The sequence below is a fragment of the Kitasatospora sp. NBC_01560 genome (assembly GCF_045208415.1).
Lineage (GTDB): Bacteria > Actinomycetota > Actinomycetes > Streptomycetales > Streptomycetaceae > Kitasatospora.
The window spans coordinates 1,094,437-1,114,504 of record NZ_CP109364.1 but is presented as its reverse complement, the minus strand read 5'-3'; the positions used below and the strand labels follow the sequence as shown (position 1 = coordinate 1,114,504).

Here is a 20,068-nt window from a genome sequence, read left to right as displayed (position 1 = left end):
GAAGCGTGGCCTTCCCGCCGCACCAGCCGCCTGCCCCGTACCCGTCACGGCGCCCGGAACGGGCCTGGTGGTGGCTGCCGGAGAAGGAGCGCCGGCGGCGGAAGCTCCAGCGGCGGGAGTGGCTCGCCCACCGGCGGAAGAACCGCCCGAAGAAGGACCGCGACTGGTCGGACGCCTGCGACGCCTGTGACTGCTGCGATCTGGGCGACCCCTGCCTGATCGCGCTCGTGCCGGTGATGACGGTCGCGGGCCTCCGGTTCGCGCTCGGTGCGGGCCGGGGCGGCCGGCGGGCCGAGGCCGATCCGGCGGCACCCGCCCCGGGCGGGTTCGCGGCGGGGGTGCTGTACGGGGCGGTGCGGTACTACCGGACCGAGGTCAGCCCGAAGCGCCCGGCCTGCTGCCCGTACACGCCGAGTTGCTCGACGTACGCCGTCCAGGCGCTGCACCGGCACGGCGCGGTGCGCGGTGCCCGGCTGACGGTCGGGCGGCTGCTGCGGTGCCGCCCGGGGGCGGCCCGCCGCGGCGGGGCGGACCCGGTGCCGGGACACTGACGGGCGGTCCGGCGCCCGGCGGTGTGGACAGCCCGGCGGTGCGGAGAGCCGGACGGCACGCGGGGACCGCACGGATCTTCCCGATCCGTGCGGCCCCCGGTGTTCATGACGCTGCGTCAGAAGCGATGCGCCATCAGTGACGTGGTGTCAGTGCAGACTGCTGTTGATCGCGCTGAGCAGCGTGCCGGAGGCGTCGTCGTTCTCCAGGGAGAAGGCGAACATCCCGGCCAGGCCCTTGCTCTTGGCGTACGCTCCGCGGGCCTGGATGGCCTGCGGGGTGTCACCCGTCCAGAAGTTGGTGCCGTCGTAGACCCAGGAGGTCTCGGTCACCGGGTCCCAGTGGGTGGTGGCGGCCGTGGCGTTCAGTTCCTTCCAGGCGGCCAGGCCGGCCTCGGCGCTGAGCGGCTTGGCCGGGGTCGGCCCGGTCGCGCTCTGGTAGAGGCCGAAGTTGGTCCCGGCCGGGACGCCCGTCCAGCCGCGCCAGTAGAACGGGATGCCCAGCACGAGCTTGTTGGCGGGGAACCCGCCGGTGATCCCGTACTCGGGCAGGCCGGTGGTGTACGCGGTGAGCGTGGTGTCCACGTTGTACTTGCGGGTGCCCGGGGTGATCGGCGTGGTCGGGTCGTTCGGGCTGTCGTGCAGCGGGTCCTGGTGGTTGGTCGGGCCCTTGGCGTCCCAGGCGCCGTGCATGTCGTAGGTCATCACGTCGGCGTAGTCGAGGTAGGCGCCGATCTTGTCGGTCTCCAGCTGCGCGACCTTGTCCTGGCCGCTGGGCAGGGCAGCGGTCAGCAGGAAGCGCTTGCCCTGGGCGTTGCCGAGGGCGTCCAGCTGGGTGCGGAACTCCTTGAGCAGCAGGGTGAAGTTCTGCTTGTCGGCGGCGGAGTAGTGGTTACCGGTGTGGCCGCCGGCCGAGCCCGGGTACTCCCAGTCGAGGTCGACGCCGTCGAAGAGGCCGGCCGCGGAGGCCGTGCCGCCGGAGGCGTCACCGGCGATGCCGGTCGGCAGGTTCCCCTTGAGGAACATGTCGACGCAGGAGGAGACGAAGGCCTTGCGGGAGGCGTCGGTGGCGGCCGCGTCGGAGAAGTACTTGGAGTACGTCCAGCCGCCGATCGAGATGGTGAGGCGCAGGTTCGGGTACTTGGCCTTCAGCTGGCGCAGCTGGTTGAAGTTGCCCTTGAGCGGCTGCTCGTAGATGTCGCTGCTGCCGTCCACGCTGGCCGCGCCGGTGTAGTCGGCCTGGTAGTCGGCGTAGGCGTCACCGGCGCCGTCACCGGCGTTGGGGTTGGACTCGTTGGCCGAGTCGGAGGCCTTCACCGCCTGGAAGCAGGTGTGCGAGGTCGGGTGGATGTTGGCGAAGGCGTAGGTGATGACGTCCAGCTTGCCGGCGGCGCCGCTGGTGTCGACGTTCTTCGCGTGGTACGCGTTCTCGTAGACGCCCCACTGGTCGAAGTAGGCCGAGCGGAACGGGCTCGCGGCAGGCGCGGCCGCGGTGGTCGTGGAGACCTTCGCGGACTGGGCGGAGCCGTGGCTGCCCGAGTAGCCCTGGACGGTGAAGCCGTAGGCGGTGCTCGGCAGCAGGGAGCTGACGTCGACCGAGGTGCCCATCGAGGTGGCCACCAGCTGGTTGCCCGAGTACACCTTGTAGGCGACCACGCCGTCGCCGCTGGTCAGGGTGGACGGCTGCCAGCTGAGCACCACGGCGTTGTGGGTCACCTTGGTGACGGTGACGCCGGTGGGCGTGGTGACCTTGCCGTCCCCGGCCGGGGCGGTGCCCGTGGCGGTGGCGGTGGCCGTCGCCGTGGGGCTGTTGGACGCCGTGGGGCTGTTCGAGGCGGTCGGGCTGTTGGACGCGGTCGGGCTGTTGGACGCGGTGGGGCTGTTCGAGGCAGTGGGGCTGTTGGACGCGGTGGGGCTGTTCGAGGCCGTCGGGCTGCTGGACGCCGTGGGGCTGTTGGACGCCGTGGGGCTGGTGCTGCTGGTCGGCCCGGCCGGGCCGGTGAGGCTGAGGTCGTCCGCGCGGTAGGCGCCGGTGCCGTACCAGCCGTGGGTGTAGACCGTCACCGAGGTGGTGCTCGCACCGGTGGTGAAGGTGGTGCTGAGCTGGCTCCAGCCAGTGGCGTTCGGCGTCCAGGACTGGGAGTTGACGCCTGTTCCGGTCGCGCCGAGGTAGACGTAGCTGCCCTGCACCCAGCCCGACAGGGTGTACTGGGTGTTGGGCTGGACGGTGACGGTCTGCTGGCACTGGGCGGTGTCGGAGGCCGAGGCGGCGCCGCTGAGCGCGTAACCGCCGCCGTGCACCGGGGTCGTGACGACCGATCCGTTGGCACAGGTCCAGCCGGCCAGGCTGCCGCTCTCGAAGTCGGCGTTGGTCAGCAGGTTGACGGCCGCCGCCGAGGCGGTGTTGAGCGAGAGGGCCAGTGCGGCGCTGCCCGTGGTGAGCGTGGCCGCGAGGGCCAGTGCGGTGGCCCGCCGGCGTGGCGCGGCGGCCCGGCGCTCGGCAGGGCGCGCGGGCGTGACTCTGTCGTGCATGCGGTTGTCCTCCGGAGGAGTGGGGTTTCCGGCGGTGCAATGGCCCGGGTGGGCCGCGGGGAGCCGAGCCGAGCGCGGTGGGGGCGCGCGGCCGGGTGACACATGCTTCCGGACCAATGGCCCGTACGCATCAACGACATCACAGATTGGACTGGACCAATATTCGCCGTCAAGGGTGTCCGCCCGCTGGACGGTTGCGAGCCACCGCCGGCGGTACCGTGGCGTACCGTGCGGCCCGCAGGTCGGAGCGGCCCGCGGGACGGAGGAGGAGCGATGGACAACCGGGCCTGGGACGAGCGCTACGCCGCGAGTGAGCTGGTCTGGGGGGCCGAGCCGAACCGGTGGGTGGTCCGCGAGACCGCCGGCCTCGCCCCCGGCCGGGCCCTTGACCTCGCGGCCGGTGAGGGCCGCAACAGCATCTGGCTGGCCCGGCAGGGCTGGCGGGTCACTGGCCTCGACTTCTCCGCCGTCGCCCTCGACCGCGCCGCCCGCCTCACCGCCGGGCTGTCCGCCGAGGTGGCCGGCCGGCTCACCTGGCGGCAGGGCGACGCCCGCACCTTCCCGGAGCCGGCCGGGGTCTACGACCTCGTGGTGGTCGCCTACCTCCAACTGCCCGCCGACGACCGCCGGGCGGCACTGCGCCGCGCCGCCGCCGTCCTCGCCCCCGGCGGGACGCTGCTGGTGGTCGGCCACGACACCACCAACCTGACCGAGGGGGTGGGCGGCCCGCAGGACCCACGTGTCCTGTTCACCCCGGCCGACGTCCTGGCCGACCTCGGCGGGGCCGGTCTGCGCACCGTCCGCGCCGAGCGGGTCCGCCGCCCGGTCACGGCGGAATCCGGCCACCACCGGGCCGGTGCGGCCGGTGTGGCGGGGGCGGCGGCCGGTGCGGCCGGTCCGGCGAGGACCGAGGCGGTCGACGCCCTGGTGCGGCTCGTCCGGCCGGAGCGGAACACCTGAGCCCGGAGCCCGGCGCCCTGAGCCCGGAACGCCCGGGCCCTGAGCCCGAGCCCCGAGCCGCTTGGCCCCCGGCGTCAGCCCGTCCCCGGCTCCAGGAGGCCCGTCAGGTGGTCCAGGGCGACGTGGACGTGCAGGCGGACGCCGGTGGCGAGGGTGTCGTCGTCCGCGTAGAAGTGCGGGTTGTGGTTGACGGCCATGCCGCGCCCGCCGGGCACCGGGACGACCGTGCCCGCGGCGGTCCGCTCGGTGTCCTGGACGCCGAGCATCACGTAGAGCCCGCCGTAGCGGTTGACGAATTCGGACACGTCGTCGTAGCCGAGCGACGGCTGGACTTCGTCGACGCGGTCCGCGCCGACCACCCGGTGGAAGGTGGGCAGCGCGGCCGTCACCCACTCCGGGCGGTTGTGCAGGGCGGGCACCGGCTGGAGGTACGCCACCTCGGCGGTGCAGTGGTAGGCCTGCGCGGTGTGCTCGGCCAGCGTGGCGAGCCGGCGCTCCACCTCGGCCACGTCGGCCTCGACGGCGCAGCGGATCGTCCCCCAGAGGGTCACCGTCTCGCCGATGATGTTGAACCGGCCGACGTCCTCCAGGTGGCCGATGCTGACCGCGACCGGGTCGAAGGCGGAGCGCTGCCGGTAGAGCTGGCCGATCCCGGTCAGGACGGCGCCGGCGGCCGGCATCGGGTCGTCGCCGCGCCACGGCGCGGAGCCGTGCGTCTGCCGGCCGGTGATCACGATCCGGACCAGCCGGGAGGCCGCCAGCTGGTGGCCGGCGTGGTAGCCGATCCGGCCCTTCGGGTCCGGGCCCACGTGCAGGCCGAAGACCATGGTCGGCTCGGGGTCGGCGAGCGCACCCTCGGCGAGCATCTGCCGGGCACCGCCCGGCTCGTCCACCGGCGGGCCCTCCTCGGCGGGCTGGAAGACGAACAGGACGGTGCCGGGCAGCTCCGCGCGGACGCCGGCCAGGACGGTGGCCGCGCCGAGCAGGATCGCCACGTGGCAGTCGTGGCCGCAGGCGTGCGAGACGGAGAACGGCCCGCCGGGGTAGTCGGCGTCCACCACGGTGGAGGCGAAGTCGGTGCCGCAGCGGTCCGGGACGGGCAGGGCGTCGGTGTCGGCCCGCAGGGCGACGACCCGGCCGCCGGGGCGCCCGCCGCGCAGGACGCCGACCACACCGTGGCCGGCGATGCCGGTGCGGACCTCGTCCAGGCCGAGCGCGCGCAGCCGGTCGGCGATCAGGGCGGCGGTGCCGGCCTCGCGGTTGGAGAGTTCGGGGTGGGCGTGCAGGTGGTGCCGCCAGGCGATCACCTGCTCGGCCACCCCGGCGGCCCGGCGGTCCAGTTCGGCGCGGAGCGCCCCGGTGGTCCCGTCCTGGAGCGTGTCACTCATCGCTTACCCCTCGCAGTGCTCGGATGATGTGGTGTCGATCCTAGGAACGGGGTACCTGGTCTCCCAGGGCCGAATGTTGCGTCCGGATGAAACCGTCCTGGCGAAGCCATCTCTACAGTGCTGTAGATTCAAACGCGCAGGCGGAGGAACGAGGAGGGCACGATGAGCGTTTCGCTGGCCAAGGGTCAGAAACTGAGCCTGGAGAAGCCGGGCGGCGGGCAGCTGGGCCTGGTCCGGATGGGACTGGGCTGGCGGGCCGCGCAGAAGAAGGGCTTCTTCGCCAAGCTGCTGGCCTCGCAGGAGATCGACCTGGACGCCTCGGCGGTGCTGTTCGCCGCGGGCAAGCCGGTGGACGTGGTGTTCTTCCAGCACCTGCAGAGCAACGACGGCTCGGTCCGCCACAGCGGCGACAACCTGACCGGCGGGGCCGGCGACGCGACCGACGACGAGTCGATCACCGTCGACCTCACCCGGGTGCCGGCCGAGGTCGACCAGATCGTCTTCACCGTCAACTCCTTCACCGGGCAGACCTTCCAGGAGGTCGAGAACGCCTTCTGCCGGCTGGTCGACGAGCAGACCGGCGCCGAGCTGGCCCGCTACACGCTGACCGGCGGCGGCCCGTACACCGCGCAGATCATGGCCAAGGTGCAGCGCACGGGCGGCGGCTGGCAGATGGCCGCGATCGGCCAGCCCGCCAGCGGCCGGACCTTCCAGGACCTGATGCCGGAGCTGGTCAAGCACCTCTGACGGCCCGGCGGCCGTCCGCCCCGACTGGCGGGCGGCCCCCCGGCGGCGCCCCCGGACCGGCGGCGCGGGGCCCGTCCGATCTCCCCCCGGACGGGCCCCGCGTTTGCCGTTGCGGCCGGGCGCGGCGTGACCGTACGACGGCCGCGGGCCGGGAGCGAGCGCTCCCGGCCCGCGGCCGTCGTGGTGGGTCAGTGCACGGTGGGTCAGTGCGCGGCGGGTGCGGGCACCGCAGCCGGGGAGAGGCTCGCCGAGGGCGACGGGGCCTCCGAGGGGCCGGCGCCGGTCGTGGCCGGGGCCGTCGCACTCGCCGAGGGGGCCGGGCAGCCGGGGGCGGTCGGCGTGGCGGTCGCGGTGGCCGAGGGGGTGGCCGACGGCGAGGCGGTCGCGGTCGGAGTGGCCGTGGGGGACGTGGTGGCACCGGGGCAGCCGGTGGGGGTGGCCGTGGGCGTCCCGGTGGGCGTGCCCGTCGGGGTTGCGGTCGGCGTTGTGGTCGGGGTGCCGCTCGGGCTCCCGGTCGGCGTGGCCGTGGGGGTGGTGCCGGGCGTCGTGCTCGGCGTCGCGGAGGCCGTGGGGGCCGGCGCGGTGGTCGCCGGGGCGGACGGAGCTCCCGAGGGCGTCTCCGAAGGCGTGCCCGAGGGCGTCTCCGGCGCTGCGGGTGAGGCCGGCACGGATGCGGCCGGGGCCGGCGCGGTCGGGGGGACGGGCGTCGTCGGCGTGGTGCCGGCGGCCGGCGCCGACCGGTCCGGGGTGGTGGCCGGGGTGCCGGAGCCGAAGTGCGCCATCCAGTTCCTGACGGTCCGCAGGTACTCGCCCGAGTTGTTGTAGCCGAGCACCGCCCGGTCCAGCTGGGCCGGGTCGGCGAGGTTGCGGCCGCCCGCGCAGAGGTAGCGGCCCGCGGCCTCGGCGGCGTCGTAGATGTTGTTCGGGTCGGTCAGGCCGTCGCCGTTGGCGTCGACGCCCCAGGAGGCCCAGGTGGAGGGGATGAACTGCATCGGGCCGACCGCCCGGTCCCAGACCCGGTCGCCGTCGTACCGGCCGCCGTCGGTGTCGGTTATCGCGGCGAATCCCTTGCCGTCCAGCACCGGGCCGAGGATCGGCCGGTACGTCGTGCCGGCGGCGTCCACCGCACCGCGGCCGGCCTGGCCGGACTCGACCTCGCCGATCGCGGCGAGCAGCTGCCACGGCAGGTGGCAGCCGGGCGAGCGCACGGCGAGCGCCGTCTCGGCCTTGCGGTAGGCCGCGAAGACGGTCTCGGGCAGGGCCGGCCCGGTCCGGAAGGGGCCGGCCGAGGGGTCGCCGGGCAGCGTGGCCGGCGGCTGCGGCAGCTGGACGGGGCCGCCGCCGTCCACCGGGACGCCGCCGGCACCCGGCGTGTTGGCGAGCGTCGGCCGCACCCCGTCGGGGAGGGCGAAGGTGGGCAGCGTGCCGGCGAGGGCGACGGGGACGACCGGGTCGAGCACCGGCGGCGGGCCCGCGGCCGCCGCCGGGGAGAGCCCGATCCCGGTCACCTGCGAGCCGGTCAGGGCCGCGAGCGCGGTGAACGCGGCGGCCGCCCCGGTGACCCGCTTGCCCAGCCGCAGCCGGCGCCCCGTCAGGGCCGGTCCGCGCTCCGCGGTGTCGTGCCGACCGGCGCCCCCGTGCCCCAGGGTCCGCTGCCCCGCGCTCCGCCGCCCCGTCGTCGTGCCGTGCTCTGTGCGGCTCTGCCCTGCCGTCATGCCGTGCCCTCCCCGTGACCGTCGTTGACCCTCCGGGAACGGACGGACCGTCGGCATCGTGCCTGGCGGTGCATGACAGTTCGTGTTCCCGGAACGATTAGTATCACGACGATCTGACGCGACCGGAGTGACCGAAGGGCAGCTCGCAGGCCACCGTTCGATGAACGGGGAGGTCCCGGCGGTGGTGCCGGCGGGGCAGTCGCGGCAGGCCCGCCCGGCTGTCCGCCCCACCCGGCTGCGCCGGGTGCGCGCCCGCCCCGCCCGGCTGCGGCCCGACCGGGCCCGGCCCGCCCGTGCCCCGCCGCCGGATCAGAGCTCGATCAGCGTCCCGTCCTCGGCGACGGCCGCGCCCGCCGCGGCCAGCTCCCGGGCGAGCGCCCCGGTGCCGGGAGAGCCGGGGTGGGCCAGCGGGTTGGTGTTGTTGAGGTGGGTGTAGAGGTAGCGCGGGCCGGGCCGGGCGGCCAGGTGCGGCAGCGAGTCGCGGACGGCGAGATGCCCCATGCCGCGGGACGTCCGGGTGCCCCCGGTGTCCCCGGCGAGCTCGTCGTCGGTGGCGAAGGTGCCGTCCAGGATCACCACGTCCGCGCCGGTCACCGCGTCGTCCAGCTCCGGCGTCCACGCGGCCAGCCCCGGCGCGTACACCGCGCTCGCCCGGTCGCCGGCCGCCGTGAACCGGAAGCCGCAGACCCAGTCCGGCCGGCCCTCCCAGCCCTCGCCGGGCAGGTCCGCGGCGTAGCGGGGCCGCTTGCCGCCGAGCGCCAGCGGCTGCGCGCGCAGCCCGCCGGCCAGTTCGACGGTCTCGCCCGGGGTGAGGGTCTGCCAGCCGGCCTTGGTGTAGGGCGCGAGCAGCGGGCCGACGGGGAAGGCCGAGTGGAGCGCGAAGCGCACCGGAAGGGTGGCGTGCACGGTCAGCCCGGCGGCCTCCCGCAGGGTCAACAGGCCCAGCGTGTGGTCGAGTTCCCCGCTGGTCAGCAGGACGCCGCGGAGCGGGGTGTCCCGGGTGCCCGGGGCGGGGGCGAGCTCGGGGGCGGCGAGCAGCTGGCCGCGCAGGTCGGGCGAGGCGTTGACCAGGTACCAGGCGGCGCCGTCCGCGCTGACCGCGAGGCAGTCCTGGCTGCGCGCGGCGTGGGTGCGGCGCGCGGTGGTGCAGCCCGCGCAGCCGCAGTTCCACTGGGGCAGTCCGCCGCCGGCGGCGGTGCCGAGGATCCGGATCTTCAGCGCATTCTCCGAGGTGCGGGGGCCGGGCCGGTCACGGGGGCCGGCCCGGAGAGCAGGTGGTGGTGCGGGGAGAGCCGGCAGGCCGGGTCGGTGGCGCCGGCGTCACCGGTGAACTGGAACGCCTGGCACCGGCAGCCGCCGTGATCCACCTCGCGCAGCGCGCAGCTGTGGCACGGCTCCGGCATCCAGTCGGTGCCCCGGTACCGGTTGAACGCGGGCGAGTCGTACCAGATCGCGGCCAGGCCGTCGGTCACCGCGCTGGGCACCGGGAGGCCGGGCAGTTGGGCGGCGGCCAGGCAGGGCAGCACGGCGCCGTCGGGCGCGACGACCAGTTGCCGCCGCCCCCAGCCGTCCATGCAGGGCTTGGCGGTGCCGCCGTGGTGGTCGGCGGCGACGTGCACGATCTCGATCCGGTCGCCGTGGCGCAGGCGGGCGGCGGCGACGTCGAGTTCGGCCTGCCGGACCTGCGCCGCGCTCGGGGCCAGATGGGCCCGGTTCTGCCAGGCCCAGCCGTAGAACTGGGTGTGCGCCAGCTCGACCCGGTCGGCCCCCAGGGCCACCGCGAGGTCGGCGAGGGCGCCGAGCCGGGCCAGGTTGCCGCGGTGCAGCACGGCGTTGACGGTCAGCGGCAGGCCCGCGCCGGTCAGCAGTGCCGCCGCGGCGAGCTTGCGCTCGTGCGCGGCGAGGCCGGCCACGGCGTCCGCGCGGCGCAGGTCGGCGTCCTGGACGGAGAGCTGGACGTGGTCGAGCCCGGCGTCGGCGAGCTCCGCGACGCGGGCGGCGTCCAGCGGGAGGCCGCTGGTGACCAGGTTGGTGTAGAGGCCCAGCCGGTGGGCGTGGGCCACGAGGGTGGCCAGGTCGCGGCGGAGCAGCGGCTCGCCACCGGTGAGGTGGAGCTGTAGGACGCCCAGCCCGCGCGCCTGGTCGAGCAGGCGCAGCCACTGCCCGGTGTCCAGCTCCGCACGGTGGCGGGTGAGTTCGACGGGGTTGGCGCAGTAGGTGCACTGCAGCGGGCAGCGGTGGGTGAGTTCGGCGACCAGGCCGAACGGCGCGGGCGCGCGGACCGCGGCGCCGGGCAGTCCGGCGGCCGGCCGTGCGGTGGCCGGTGCACCGGTGCCGTCGAGGGTGAGCAGCCGCCGCCCGGCGAGGTCGGCGAGCAGCGAGCGGACCTCTCCACCGTCCACGCCCTCGTACTCGCCGGCGAGTTCGGCGGTGATGCCGTCCGCCCCGCGCCGGCCGTCGCAGTGCCGGAGGACGGCGGCGGCGGTGTCGTTGAGCAGCAGCACGCCCTCGGGGTGGAGCAGCGCGGTACGGTCGCGGACGGGGTCGTGCACCAGCCGCACCCCGGGCCGCAGCCCGGGCACCTGGTCGGGTACCTGGCCGGTCCGGGCGGGGGCGGTCACCGGTCGGCGCCGTAGTCGACGGCGTCCAGCATGGCGCGCAGCACCTCGCACTTGAAGGTCAGCGCCGCCAGCGCGGCCTGCTGCTGGTGGGCGGTGACGCAGTGGTCGAGGACGAGTTCGAGGGTGCGGGCGCTGTCCTTGCGGGCGGTGGGGATGCGGTGCTCGAAGTAGGCGTAGCCGGTGGGGGCGATCCAGTCGTAGTGGGTGCGCCACGCCGTCACCCGATCGGCCATGTGGTCGGGCGAGAACATCTCGGTGAGCGCCGCCGCCACGCCCTCGGTCCACGACCTGGTCTGGCAGAAGTGCAGGTAGCCGTCGACGGCGAAGCGCACCCCGCGGGCGACGTGCCGCTCGTCGAGGACTTCGGCGCGGTCCAGGCCGACGGCCTCGCCGAGCACCAGCCAGTCGGCGAGGCCGCCCTCGTCGCCGCTCGGCCCGTCCTGGTAGGGGAGCCGCTCGCCCCAGGCGCGACGGACCTCCGGCAGCGGGCAGTTGGCGATGATGGCGGCGTTCTTGCGGGTCAGGCAGAGCTGGTAGTACCAGCGGTTGGCGACCCAGCGCCGCAACTCCGGTGGCGTGCAGCCGCCGGAGTGCAGGCGCAGGTGGAACGGGTGGGTGTCCCAGTACCGTCCGCGCAGGTCGTACAGCCCGGCCGCGAACCGCTCGCGGGTCAGGGGCTGCGTCACCGGGCGGTCCGCGCGGCGTAGGCGGTCACCTCGGCGCCGGTGCGGTGGCTTTCCACCGCGGGGGCGGTCCAGACGGGCTTGGCGGCGGTGGCCGCCGGCTGCCCGGCGGGGGCGGCGGGGGCCGGGCGGGGCGTGGTGGCGTGCGGCATCGGAACGCTCCTCGGGGGAGGGGACGGACGGGGGAGGGGCGCGAACGGCCCCGTGGGTCAGGACGCTACGAGCCGCCGGGCCCGGCCGCCGGTCCAACCCGCGCGTTCCGCGGACAATCGCGCTCGAACGGGTGACGGAGGGGCCGGGCCGGGCTGTCGGCCGTGCGGGGTGCGGGCGTTTGGGCGCCCGCGGATTCCGGCGGACCGGGCGGACCGGGTGGACCGGGCCGGGTCGTGGTGGACCCCGGTGGACCCCGGTGGATCCCGGTGGGTCGGGTGCCCGGGCCGCCGGACGTGGTCAGGCGTCGGGGCCGCCGAACGCGATCAGGTGGCCGTCCTTGGTGCCGACGAACACCCGCCCGCCGTCCGTCGCCGGGACGGAGAACCTGGTCACCGTGCCGAGGGCGAAGCTGCGGCGCAGCTTCAGCGCGCCGTTCACCGGTACCGGGTCGTAGACCCGCAGTTCGCCGTTCTGCCCGCCCGGGCCGGTGCCGGAGTAGATCAGCCAGACCAGCGCCGATCCCGTGGTCGTCCCGTCGGAGGTCACCACCGGGGAGCCGGAGGCGTAGCCGAAGCCCTCGGCGCTCGTCCCGGCACTGGTCAGCTGCGGATCGCCGGAGCTGTTCACCGAGTACTTGAGCGCCCGCAGCGAGCCGTAGTTCTCGGTCAGGTACACGTAGCCGCCGTCCCCGCCCCAGACTCCCGGGTGGCCCCAGACGCCCTTGTACGGGCCGGTGGTGCCGAGGACGGCGTCGGTGCCGTTCGGGCCCTGGCCGGTGCCGCCGAGGTTGTCCCGGTCCAGCAGGAAGATCCGCCCGTCCTTGCCCACCTGCACCAGCAGGTGCGGGTGGGAGTCGGTGCCGAACCCGGCGGGCAGCGCGGCGGGGCCGCCGGAGCCGAGGTCCAGGTCGTTGTGGTCGAGGTCCCGGTTGTTGCTCGGACTGAAGAAGTCCTTCGGGGCGAGCGAGCCGTCGCCGTTGACGCCGAGCCGGACCACCGAGTCGGCGAAGTGCCCCTGCGGCTTGTTGCCGGGGCCCTTGGGCGGTGAGGAGCCGGTGCCCGCGCCGTTGCCGGTGGCGATGATGATCCGCCCGGCCCCGTCGGAGACGAGGCCGCCGCCGCTCATCCAGACGCCGCCGTTCTGCGACTTCGAGCCCGACTCGGTGGACCAGAGCGTCAGCTTCCGGCTGCTGGTGTTCACCCCCGCGACGTGGCCGACGTAGGTGCCGACGCCGCAGTCCGACGCGAACCCGAAGTACACCGCGCCGTCGAGGAGCAGGAGCCCGGCGCGCTGCGCGGAGGTCGTCGGGTCGAACGGGACGCCCGGACTGTTCACCGGGTCCCCCTGGACCGGCACCGGCCAGCCGCTGCGCTCCGCGCCGGAGACGACGTCCAGGGCGTGGACGGAGAAGCGCGCGCCGCTCTCGTCGGACTTCGCGACCAGGTAGACGGTGCCGGTCGCCTTGTCGTACACCGGCGTCGAGGTGATGCCGGTGCCCGGGGAGAGGCAGGCGGTGGAGGAGGGCACGGGGGTGCCGAGCGCGCGCTGCCAGCGGATCCTGCCGTCCGCGGCGCCCACGCCGTAGACGTGGTTGGTCTCGGTCGCGACGACCACCGTCGCACCGGCCACCAGCGGCTGCGCGAACACCGCGCCGTCGACGGCCGTGGACCAGCGCCGGCCGAAGCCCGCGGCGGAGACCTTCGCGGGGGCCAGGGCCGGTTCGGCCGCGTCCCAGGCGGTGCGCAGGGAGTTCACCGAGACGGTCGGACTGTCGGCCCGTGCGGGCACCGCGGCGGCCAGCGACCCGGCCGCCGCGGCGGGGGCGAGCAGGGCGAGGCCGGAGAGCAGGGACGCCGCACGGCGCCGGCCCTTCGCGGGCGGGGGTGGGTGGAATCGGCTCATACGGTCCGCCTTGGCTGTCGTGGGAGTACGGGGTACGGCGCCGTGGCGTCATTCTGTGAACGCCCGCGCCGTACCCGCATCCGCCCGCCGCTCCCGCCCCGGCCCCGTTCACGCCCCGGGGGGAACGGGCTGCGCCGCCCGGCGTCGTCGCGCCGCCTCCGAACGGCCCGCTGTTGGGCGGGGGCCGGGAGGCGGGTGCCGGGAGGCCGGAGGCGGCCCGGGCCCGGTACCCGGTCCGTTCCCCGGCCTGTCCACCCCGGCCCGGGCCCGTTGTGCGGCCCCGGCCGGGCAGCGGGCTCAGCCCGTGAGCGACTTGGCGAGCACCATGGCGAGTGCGCTCTCGGCCAGCGCCTCCGCCGGGGCGTTGACGCCGTCGTCCGGGCCGCGGTCCTTGCGCACCTCGACGGAGTACGCGCGGCCGCCGGCCAGGAAGTAGACCATCGGATGGGTGCCGTCCGCGCGCTGCGCCAGGATCGCCTCGCTCCCGACCCCCGGCACCGGGGTGGTCCGGCGCTCGGGGTCCGCCTTCGCGGCGGCGACGACGGACGGCTGCACCTCGTGGATCGCGGCGTAGGACTGCCGGGAGCCCCAGGTGCAGCCCCAGACCGCGCTGCCGTCGCTCGCCGGATCCAGGTGAGTACCGGTGAACGGCCCGCCGGTGCCGACGGAGGCGATCACCTGGGGCGAGCTGAGCAGCTTGCAGGCGTCCGCGGGCCGGTCGGCGGCCGTCCCGGGGGACGCCGCACCGGTCGCGGCCGGGGTGGCGGCGGCGGTCGGAGCCGAACTCGTGGGCGCGGCGGCCGGGGTGGACGCACCCCCGGTGGTGGTGGCGGCCCCGGTGGCCGCCGTGCCGGCGGGGGAGGGGGCCGCGCTCGACCCGCCTCCCCCGCCGGAGGAACATCCGGCCAGCGCGGCGCCCGTGAGCACCAGCGCGGGCAGCCAGAGGCGCCGACGGCCGTTCGGGACCGCTCGGTCGAGCTGCATGGGAAACCCCCTCGGTGGCGCCCGCCACGAAGGCGGCGGACTGCGACGGCAGGATCCTAGTGGCCGATGCGGTCCGGTATGTCCGGCTCCTGCAACGGGAGTTGTACGACCGCGTCACGGCAGGTGGTCGGTCGGCACACGCACGGTGATCCGGCGACGCGGGCGGGGCGGGAGCGGGCGTGCCCCTGGGGTGGGGGCCGGTGGGTGCGGGCCCGCCCGGGTGCGGGCGCGGGCTCGGGTGGACCGCGCGCGGCGGGAGGCCGAACGGGCGGTCCGGGGCACGGGGGTGGTGCGCGCACGTGCCATCGGGCTCCGGGCGCCGCCCACCGTCCCCTGTCCTGACCTGCCCCGATGGGCTGCGGGCGCCATACCAGGGCCGGCCCCGTGGTGCCGCGCTCTACACCATGCCCTCCCCGGACGGGTGATGTTCCGGTGAAAGTGGTCATGCCAGGAATGGCGACCCGGCATCCTGGGGCCCGTGATCAGGGGGACCAGGTGGCCGGGGGTGACCCGTGCCCAGGTGAGCAGGTGGATCCCGCGACCGGTGGATCCCGTGACCGACCGGGCGGATCCCGTAACCAGGCGGATGGAGGCCCAGACAGTGAGCACGAACCTGCCGGAGACCGTGGTGGACAGTCCGGTCGTGCTGCCGGCGCCGCCCCGGGTGGTCGACGACCTGGCCCGTGACCTGACCCACGCCGCGGCCGCGGTCCGGGCGGTCTCGCGCGCCGGGCGCAGCGGCGGCGACGTCTCGGTCGCCGCCTACACCGCGGTGGTCTGCACCGGCCGTTCGGCGGCCCGGGCCCTGGAGGAGGCCGCGGCCTGGTGCGGGCAGGCACCGGAGGCCGAGGTCCATTCCCTGGCCTGGGCGCGGGTCCCCGGCCACCGCGACGACGTCTTCGAGTACCGGGTGACCCTCGCGGTCAGCTTCCCCGACCACGAGACCGGCGAGCACACCGGCGACACCCACCACGCGCCTCGTTGAGGCCGGGTTAGGATGCACCCCATGGATGCAGGGGGTACGAACAGCACGGTGGAAGCGGCGCCGGAGGAGCGGTCGGAGCACGGTCCGGGGGAGCGTGAACTCTCCACCGGCGGTGCCGTGGTGGCCACCGTCCTGGCGGCGCTCGGTGCGGTGGCGGTGCTGCTGTCGGTCATGCACTGGCTGGGCTGGACGCTCCCCGGGGTGGGCTGGCTGATCGCCAAGGGCGCCGTCAAGCTCTGCGCGGGCGGCGCCGTCGGCCTGGTCGGCGCGCTCGCCTGGCTGCGCCAACGGCGCTCCGGCCGGGGCGGATCGGGCGGCCGGGGCGGATCGGGCGAACAGGCGCCGCTGTAGGGCCGGGTGGCCGGAAGAGCCCTGCGGGGGCGGCTGATGATCGATCAGGCTCCATGGCCGCACTCCTGACGGTCCGTCGGACTGCGCTGCCGGCCGGCCGGACAGCCCGTGCGGGGCGTCCGGCCGCCCGACCGGTTCAGGGCACCAGGACCAGCCGCCCGCGCAGGCCGCCCCGGGCCAGCCGGCGGTGTGCCTCGTCGGCCTGCTCCAGCGGATGGGTGCCGGCCACCCGCAGCGTCAGGCGCCGGCCGGCGGCCAGGCCGGACAGGGCGGTGAGCGCCGGGCCGTCGGCGGCGACCCACACGTTGGCCACCCGGATGCCGCGCAGGCCGGGCGGGGCTCCGCCGGAGACGGTGACGAAGGCCCCCCGGTTGCGGACCGCGCCCAGGGCGGGGATCCCGAGCAGGGCGGCGTCCAGGGCACCGTCCACCCCGCCGGGGGCGAGCCCCCGGACGGCGGCGGCCGGGTCGGGGGTGTCGCGCGGGACGAACCAGTCGGCGCCCAACTCCCTTACCAGCGCCTCGTCCTGCGGCCCGGCCAGCGCGACCACCCGCAGCCCGCGCAGTACGGCCAGCTCGATCGCGAAGCCGCCCACCCCGCCCGCCCCGCCGGTCACCAGCAGGGTGGCGCCGGCGGGCAGCCCGAGCAGGTCCAGCGCCTGGAGGGCGGTCAGGCCGTTCAGTGGCAGCGTCGCCGCCTCGGCCGCCGGCACTCCGGCCGGCGCCGGGGCGAGTGCCGAGGCGTCCAGCACCAGGTACTCCGCGTAGGCGCCCAGTGGCACGTCCAGCCGGTCCCGCAGGCCGATCACCCGCTCGCCCGGCACGAACCCGGTCACTCCCGGCCCGACCTGGTCCACCACCCCGGCCACGTCCCAGCCGATCCCGACCACCTCGCACGGCGCCATCAGCCCCGCCCCCGCCAGGGCCCCGGACCGGGTCACCGCGTCCACCGGGTTCACCCCCGCCGCCTCCACCCGTACCCGCACCTGGCCGGGGCCGGCCACCGGTACGGGTACCTCCACCAGCTCCAGGGCCTCGGGGCCGGCGAAGGAACGAACGACAACGGCACGCATGGCGCACTCCTCGGGTGTGGATCAACGGGTGGATCACGGCGTGGATCCACGGGGCGAACACCTCTCAAGCTAAGGAGAGTTACTCTCCAGGAGGAAGGACGCACCCGTAAGTGCGTACCGCACGGGGAGGAGAGCCCATGGCCACCACGACCGCCGCGCAGCGCCGCGCGGCCGAGCGGGCCGGCTTCGACGCCTACCTGGCCGAGTGCCCGGCCCGGCAACTGCTCGACCGGATCAGCGACAAGTGGGTCAGCCTGGTCGTCAACGCCCTCGCCGACGGCCCGCAGCGCTACAGCGAGCTGCGCCGCCGACTGGCCGGGGTGAGCGAGAAGATGCTGACCCAGACCCTGCGCGCGCTGGAACGCGACGGCCTGCTCACCCGCACGGTGACGCCGTCCGTCCCGGCCCGGGTCGACTACGCGCTCACCCCGCTGGGGGCGGGCCTGCTGCCGCTGATGCAGGCGATCAAGGCCTGGGCCGAACAGAACATGCCCGAGGTGCTCGCGGCCCGCGACGGCTACGACGGCCGGTCGGCCCCGGTGGACGGCTGACGCCCACCCGGCCCGGGCCGACCCGCGTCGGCGACCCCCACGGCGGCCGGAGCGGGGCGGCCGGTGACGCCGTGGCTACTGCTGTCGCTCCCACTGCGGCACTGGCGGCCGCTCTCGCGGGCAGTCGTCGGCCGTTGTGCTGACGGGGGCGCCCGGGCGGCCACCTCGAACCGGGGGAGCCGGCCGCCGGGCGGGCTGCGGCACCCGGCGGGGAAAACCCGGTGACGGCGGCGGGGGCGGTCCCTAGACTCGGCTCGCAGCCGCGCGCCGCCACCGTTCCGTGGCCGGCGCCACCGTGACGAGTCGAGGGAGGGTCAGTCGTGCGTTACCGCACCGCTGTCGTCGTTCCCTCCTCGCGCTACGAGGTGATCCTGGTGTCCTCGTGCGCCCGGTGCCCGCTGCGCGGCCGGCACCGGACAGCTGCGACGAACGTCTGAACCCCGCACCGCTGCCGCCCTGTTGACCGGGGCGCAGCCGGAGCACCGTGGACCGTGGGCTCATCTGGTCCCTGGTCCCTGGTCCCGGTCTTCGATGAACGATGACCGATCACCGGTGGCCGGGCGTTCCCTTCGCCGCAATCGCGCCGCCCTTCTCCGGAACACCCCGAAAGGCACCGGGCCATGCGCACCGACCTCACCAGCACGACCGCCACCGCCACGACCGCCACCGCCACGCCCACCACGGCGACGGCCCCCACGGCGGCGTCCGCGACCCTCGCCGGGATCGCCACCGTCCGCAACCTCGGCATCCTCGCCCACGTCGACGCGGGCAAGACCACCGTCACCGAGCGGATCCTCTTCCTCACCGGCGAGACCCACAAGCGCGGCGAGGTCCACGACGGCACCACCGTCACCGACTTCGACCCGCAGGAGCGCGACCGCGGAATCACCATCTTCGCCGCGGCCGTGAGCTGCGCGTGGGGCGGCCACCGGATCAACCTGATCGACACTCCGGGCCACGTGGACTTCGCGGACGAGGTGGAGCGTTCGCTGCGCGTGCTCGACGGGGCGGTCGCGGTCTTCGACGCGGTCGCCGGCGTGGAGCCGCAGAGCGAGTCGGTCTGGCGGCAGGCCGACCGGCACGGCGTGCCGCGGATCGCGTTCGTCAACAAGCTCGACCGGGCCGGCGCCGACCTGGACGCCGCCGTCGCCTCCATCCGCGACCGGCTGCACCCGGCGCCGCTGGTCGTCCAGCTGCCGATCGGGCAGGAGGACGGCTTCACCGGTGTGGTCGACCTGCTGCGGATGCGCGCCCTCACCTGGGCCGACGGGGCCGGGCCGGACGCCTACCGCGAGGGCCCGGTGCCCGAGGAGCTGCGGGAGGAGGCGGCCCGGCGCCGGCACCTGCTGGAGGAGGCGGCGGCCGGGCTGCACCCGGGTGCGCTGGAGGAGTTCTGTGCCCGGGGCGCGTTGTCCGCCGACACGCTGTCCACCGCCCTGCGCGAGCTCACCCGGACCGGTGAGGCGGTCGTCGTGCTGTGCGGATCGGCCTACCGCAACCGGGGGATCGAACCGCTGCTGGAGGCCGTGGTGGCGTACCTGCCCTCGCCGCTGGACGTGCCCGCCGTGCGCGGCACGCTCGACGGTGCGGCAGGCCGTCCGGCGCGCGGTGCAACAGACGGTGCAACAGAGGGCGCGCCGCGCGGTGCGGCGGGTGGCGCGGCCGAGGGGACGGAGGCGGAGCGCGCCGCCGACCCGGCCGGACCGTTCGCGGCACTGGTCTTCAAGGTGAACGCCACCGCCACCGGCCGGCTCACCTACCTGCGGATCTACTCGGGCACCCTACGGAAGGGGGACACGGTGCTGGACGCCGGCACGGGGCGCACCGAGCGGATCGCCCGGATCCTCCGGGTCCAGGCCGACCGGCACGCCGAGACCGGCGCGGCGGTGGCCGGGGACATCGTCGCGGTGGTCGGCGCCAAGGCCGCCCGCGCGGGGGCGACACTCTGCGACCCCGCCGCGCCCGTCGTACTGGAACCGTCCGTCGCGGCGGACCCGGTGGTCACGGTCGCCGTCGAGGCCCGGCGGGCCACTGACACCGACCGGCTGGCCACGGCACTGGCCCGGCTGGTCGAGGAGGATCCGTCGCTGGTGGTCCGCACCGATCCGGAAACGGGCCAGCGGGTGCTGTCCGGCATGGGCGAACTGCACCTCGAAGTGGCGGTGGAGAAGATCCGTCGCGCCCAGGGGCTGGAGATCACCGTCGGGCGGCCGCAGGTCGCCTACCGGGAGACCATCACCGGCACGGTCTCCGGCCTGGTCCACCGGCACGTCAAACAGGACGGCGGCGCCGGCCAGTTCGCCCACCTGGTGCTCGACGTGGCGCCGCTGGCGGGTGAGGGGGCGGAGGGCTTCGAGTTCCGCTCCACCGTCACCGGCGGCCGGGTGCCCAGGGAGTACGTCCAGGCGGTCGAGGCCGGCTGCCGGGACGCGCTCGCCGAGGGCCCGTTGGGCGGCCACCCCGTCACCGGCGTGCTGGTCACGCTGACCGACGGGGCGACCCACCCGAAGGACTCCTCGGAGCTCGCGTTCCGCACCGCCGGGCGGTTCGCCCTGCGCGAGGCGCTCCGGAAGGCCCGTCCGCTGCTCCTGGAGCCGGTCACCGAGGTGACGGTGAGCGTTCCGGAGGAGTCGGTCGGCGCTGTCCTCGGTGACCTCGCCGCCCGCCGCGGCAAGGTCCAGGGCTCGGCGCCCCGCGCCGGCACCGCCGTGGTGACGGCCACCGTGCCGCTGGCCGAGCTCTTCGGCTACGCGACGAGGCTGCGCAGCCGTACCCAGGGCCGGGGCACCTTCACCACCCGGCCCGCCGGCTACGCCCCGGCGCCGCAGTAGCGGCCCGTCGGCCCCACCCCCGTTCGCGGGGGTGGGGCCGGCCCG

At 75.7% G+C, this 20,068-nt stretch carries 17 protein-coding genes; 7 read left to right on the top strand and 10 right to left on the bottom strand.

Features of this window, described 5'->3' with window-relative positions:
- Nucleotides 1–5: 5 nt before the first annotated feature.
- Nucleotides 6–551 (top strand): membrane protein insertion efficiency factor YidD, encoded by a 546-nt coding sequence (gene yidD / locus OH807_RS04810; RefSeq protein ID WP_406194268.1) that lies wholly within the window; start codon nucleotides 6–8, stop codon nucleotides 549–551.
- Between the two features lie 147 nt (nucleotides 552–698).
- On the opposite strand, the gene OH807_RS04805 is transcribed toward yidD, so the two are convergent.
- Entirely contained in the window at nucleotides 699–3,080 is a 2,382-nt protein-coding gene (locus OH807_RS04805) for a glycosyl hydrolase family 18 protein (RefSeq protein ID WP_406194266.1), read from the bottom strand.
- A 273-nt stretch (nucleotides 3,081–3,353) separates the two neighbouring features.
- Here OH807_RS04805 and OH807_RS04800 point away from each other — a divergent pair, with 273 nt between their 5' ends.
- The gene (locus tag OH807_RS04800; RefSeq protein WP_406194264.1) at nucleotides 3,354–4,040 is read left to right on the top strand and encodes a class I SAM-dependent methyltransferase; all 687 of its coding nucleotides are present in this window, start codon (nucleotides 3,354–3,356) and stop codon (nucleotides 4,038–4,040) included.
- A 74-nt stretch (nucleotides 4,041–4,114) separates the two neighbouring features.
- On the opposite strand, the gene OH807_RS04795 is transcribed toward OH807_RS04800, so the two are convergent.
- The gene (locus tag OH807_RS04795) at nucleotides 4,115–5,428 is read right to left on the bottom strand and encodes a M20 family metallopeptidase (RefSeq protein ID WP_406194262.1); all 1,314 of its coding nucleotides are present in this window, start codon (nucleotides 5,426–5,428) and stop codon (nucleotides 4,115–4,117) included.
- Between the two features lie 162 nt (nucleotides 5,429–5,590).
- Between OH807_RS04795 and OH807_RS04790 the strand changes: the two genes are divergently transcribed.
- On the top strand, nucleotides 5,591–6,175 hold the full coding sequence (locus OH807_RS04790) for a TerD family protein (RefSeq protein ID WP_406194259.1): 585 nt from the start codon (nucleotides 5,591–5,593) through the stop codon (nucleotides 6,173–6,175).
- A gap of 203 nt (nucleotides 6,176–6,378) precedes the next feature.
- Here OH807_RS04790 and OH807_RS04785 read toward each other — a convergent pair whose 3' ends face one another.
- From OH807_RS04785 to OH807_RS04755, 7 genes are all read right to left on the bottom strand, one after another.
- Nucleotides 6,379–7,890, bottom strand: a complete 1,512-nt coding sequence (locus OH807_RS04785) for a lytic transglycosylase domain-containing protein (RefSeq protein WP_406194256.1) — start codon at nucleotides 7,888–7,890, stop codon at nucleotides 6,379–6,381.
- 309 nt (nucleotides 7,891–8,199) lie between these two features.
- On the bottom strand, nucleotides 8,200–9,096 hold the full coding sequence (gene pqqB / locus OH807_RS04780; RefSeq protein WP_406210707.1) for a pyrroloquinoline quinone biosynthesis protein PqqB: 897 nt from the start codon (nucleotides 9,094–9,096) through the stop codon (nucleotides 8,200–8,202).
- A gap of 8 nt (nucleotides 9,097–9,104) precedes the next feature.
- Entirely contained in the window at nucleotides 9,105–10,511 is a 1,407-nt protein-coding gene (gene pqqE, locus OH807_RS04775) for a pyrroloquinoline quinone biosynthesis protein PqqE (RefSeq protein ID WP_406194253.1), read from the bottom strand.
- The gene (gene pqqC / locus OH807_RS04770) at nucleotides 10,508–11,197 is read right to left on the bottom strand and encodes a pyrroloquinoline-quinone synthase PqqC (RefSeq protein WP_406194250.1); all 690 of its coding nucleotides are present in this window, start codon (nucleotides 11,195–11,197) and stop codon (nucleotides 10,508–10,510) included. Before pqqC ends, pqqE begins: the two co-directional genes overlap by 4 nt.
- Nucleotides 11,194–11,346, bottom strand: a complete 153-nt coding sequence (pqqA, locus tag OH807_RS04765; protein WP_406194247.1) for a pyrroloquinoline quinone precursor peptide PqqA — start codon at nucleotides 11,344–11,346, stop codon at nucleotides 11,194–11,196. The genes pqqC and pqqA overlap by 4 nt, the downstream gene beginning before the upstream one ends.
- Before the next feature lie 298 nt (nucleotides 11,347–11,644).
- A complete protein-coding gene (locus OH807_RS04760; RefSeq protein WP_406194245.1) occupies nucleotides 11,645–13,249 on the bottom strand; it encodes a PQQ-binding-like beta-propeller repeat protein in 1,605 nt (534 codons plus the stop codon).
- A gap of 297 nt (nucleotides 13,250–13,546) precedes the next feature.
- Nucleotides 13,547–14,233, bottom strand: coding sequence for a hypothetical protein (locus OH807_RS04755; RefSeq protein ID WP_406194243.1), 687 nt, complete (start codon nucleotides 14,231–14,233; stop codon nucleotides 13,547–13,549).
- A gap of 601 nt (nucleotides 14,234–14,834) precedes the next feature.
- On the opposite strand from OH807_RS04755, the gene OH807_RS04750 reads away from it, so the two are divergent.
- Nucleotides 14,835–15,218 carry a hypothetical protein gene (locus OH807_RS04750; protein WP_406194240.1) on the top strand — a complete coding sequence of 128 codons (384 nt, stop codon included), beginning with the start codon at nucleotides 14,835–14,837 and terminating at the stop codon, nucleotides 15,216–15,218.
- 21 nt (nucleotides 15,219–15,239) lie between these two features.
- Complete coding sequence (locus OH807_RS04745) at nucleotides 15,240–15,569, top strand: hypothetical protein (protein WP_406194237.1); 330 nt, start codon at nucleotides 15,240–15,242, stop codon at nucleotides 15,567–15,569.
- Nucleotides 15,570–15,705: 136 nt separating this feature from the next.
- On the opposite strand, the gene OH807_RS04740 is transcribed toward OH807_RS04745, so the two are convergent.
- Nucleotides 15,706–16,641: an NADP-dependent oxidoreductase gene (locus tag OH807_RS04740; RefSeq protein WP_406194234.1), complete on the bottom strand. Its 936-nt coding sequence runs from the start codon at nucleotides 16,639–16,641 to the stop codon at nucleotides 15,706–15,708.
- A gap of 137 nt (nucleotides 16,642–16,778) precedes the next feature.
- On the opposite strand from OH807_RS04740, the gene OH807_RS04735 reads away from it, so the two are divergent.
- Both OH807_RS04735 and OH807_RS04730 read left to right on the top strand, forming a co-directional pair.
- Complete coding sequence (locus OH807_RS04735) at nucleotides 16,779–17,192, top strand: winged helix-turn-helix transcriptional regulator (protein WP_406194232.1); 414 nt, start codon at nucleotides 16,779–16,781, stop codon at nucleotides 17,190–17,192.
- A 620-nt stretch (nucleotides 17,193–17,812) separates the two neighbouring features.
- Nucleotides 17,813–20,023: an elongation factor G gene (locus OH807_RS04730; protein ID WP_406194229.1), complete on the top strand. Its 2,211-nt coding sequence runs from the start codon at nucleotides 17,813–17,815 to the stop codon at nucleotides 20,021–20,023.
- The last annotated feature ends 45 nt before the right edge of the window (nucleotides 20,024–20,068 follow it).

What these genes read in the sequence shown, in the direction of transcription:
- OH807_RS04805 (WP_406194266.1), bottom strand. Translation starts at nt 3,080, where the DNA reads ATGCACGACAGAGTCACGCCCGCGCGCCCTGCCGAGCGCCGGGCCGCC.
- OH807_RS04800 (WP_406194264.1), top strand. Translation starts at nt 3,354, where the DNA reads ATGGACAACCGGGCCTGGGACGAGCGCTACGCCGCGAGTGAGCTGGTC.
- OH807_RS04795 (WP_406194262.1), bottom strand. Translation starts at nt 5,428, where the DNA reads ATGAGTGACACGCTCCAGGACGGGACCACCGGGGCGCTCCGCGCCGAA.
- OH807_RS04790 (WP_406194259.1), top strand. Translation starts at nt 5,591, where the DNA reads ATGAGCGTTTCGCTGGCCAAGGGTCAGAAACTGAGCCTGGAGAAGCCG.
- OH807_RS04785 (WP_406194256.1), bottom strand. Translation starts at nt 7,890, where the DNA reads ATGACGGCAGGGCAGAGCCGCACAGAGCACGGCACGACGACGGGGCGG.
- pqqA (WP_406194247.1), bottom strand. Translation starts at nt 11,346, where the DNA reads ATGCCGCACGCCACCACGCCCCGCCCGGCCCCCGCCGCCCCCGCCGGG.
- OH807_RS04760 (WP_406194245.1), bottom strand. Translation starts at nt 13,249, where the DNA reads ATGAGCCGATTCCACCCACCCCCGCCCGCGAAGGGCCGGCGCCGTGCG.
- OH807_RS04755 (WP_406194243.1), bottom strand. Translation starts at nt 14,233, where the DNA reads ATGCAGCTCGACCGAGCGGTCCCGAACGGCCGTCGGCGCCTCTGGCTG.
- OH807_RS04745 (WP_406194237.1), top strand. Translation starts at nt 15,240, where the DNA reads ATGGATGCAGGGGGTACGAACAGCACGGTGGAAGCGGCGCCGGAGGAG.
- OH807_RS04740 (WP_406194234.1), bottom strand. Translation starts at nt 16,641, where the DNA reads ATGCGTGCCGTTGTCGTTCGTTCCTTCGCCGGCCCCGAGGCCCTGGAG.
- OH807_RS04735 (WP_406194232.1), top strand. Translation starts at nt 16,779, where the DNA reads ATGGCCACCACGACCGCCGCGCAGCGCCGCGCGGCCGAGCGGGCCGGC.
- OH807_RS04730 (WP_406194229.1), top strand. Translation starts at nt 17,813, where the DNA reads ATGCGCACCGACCTCACCAGCACGACCGCCACCGCCACGACCGCCACC.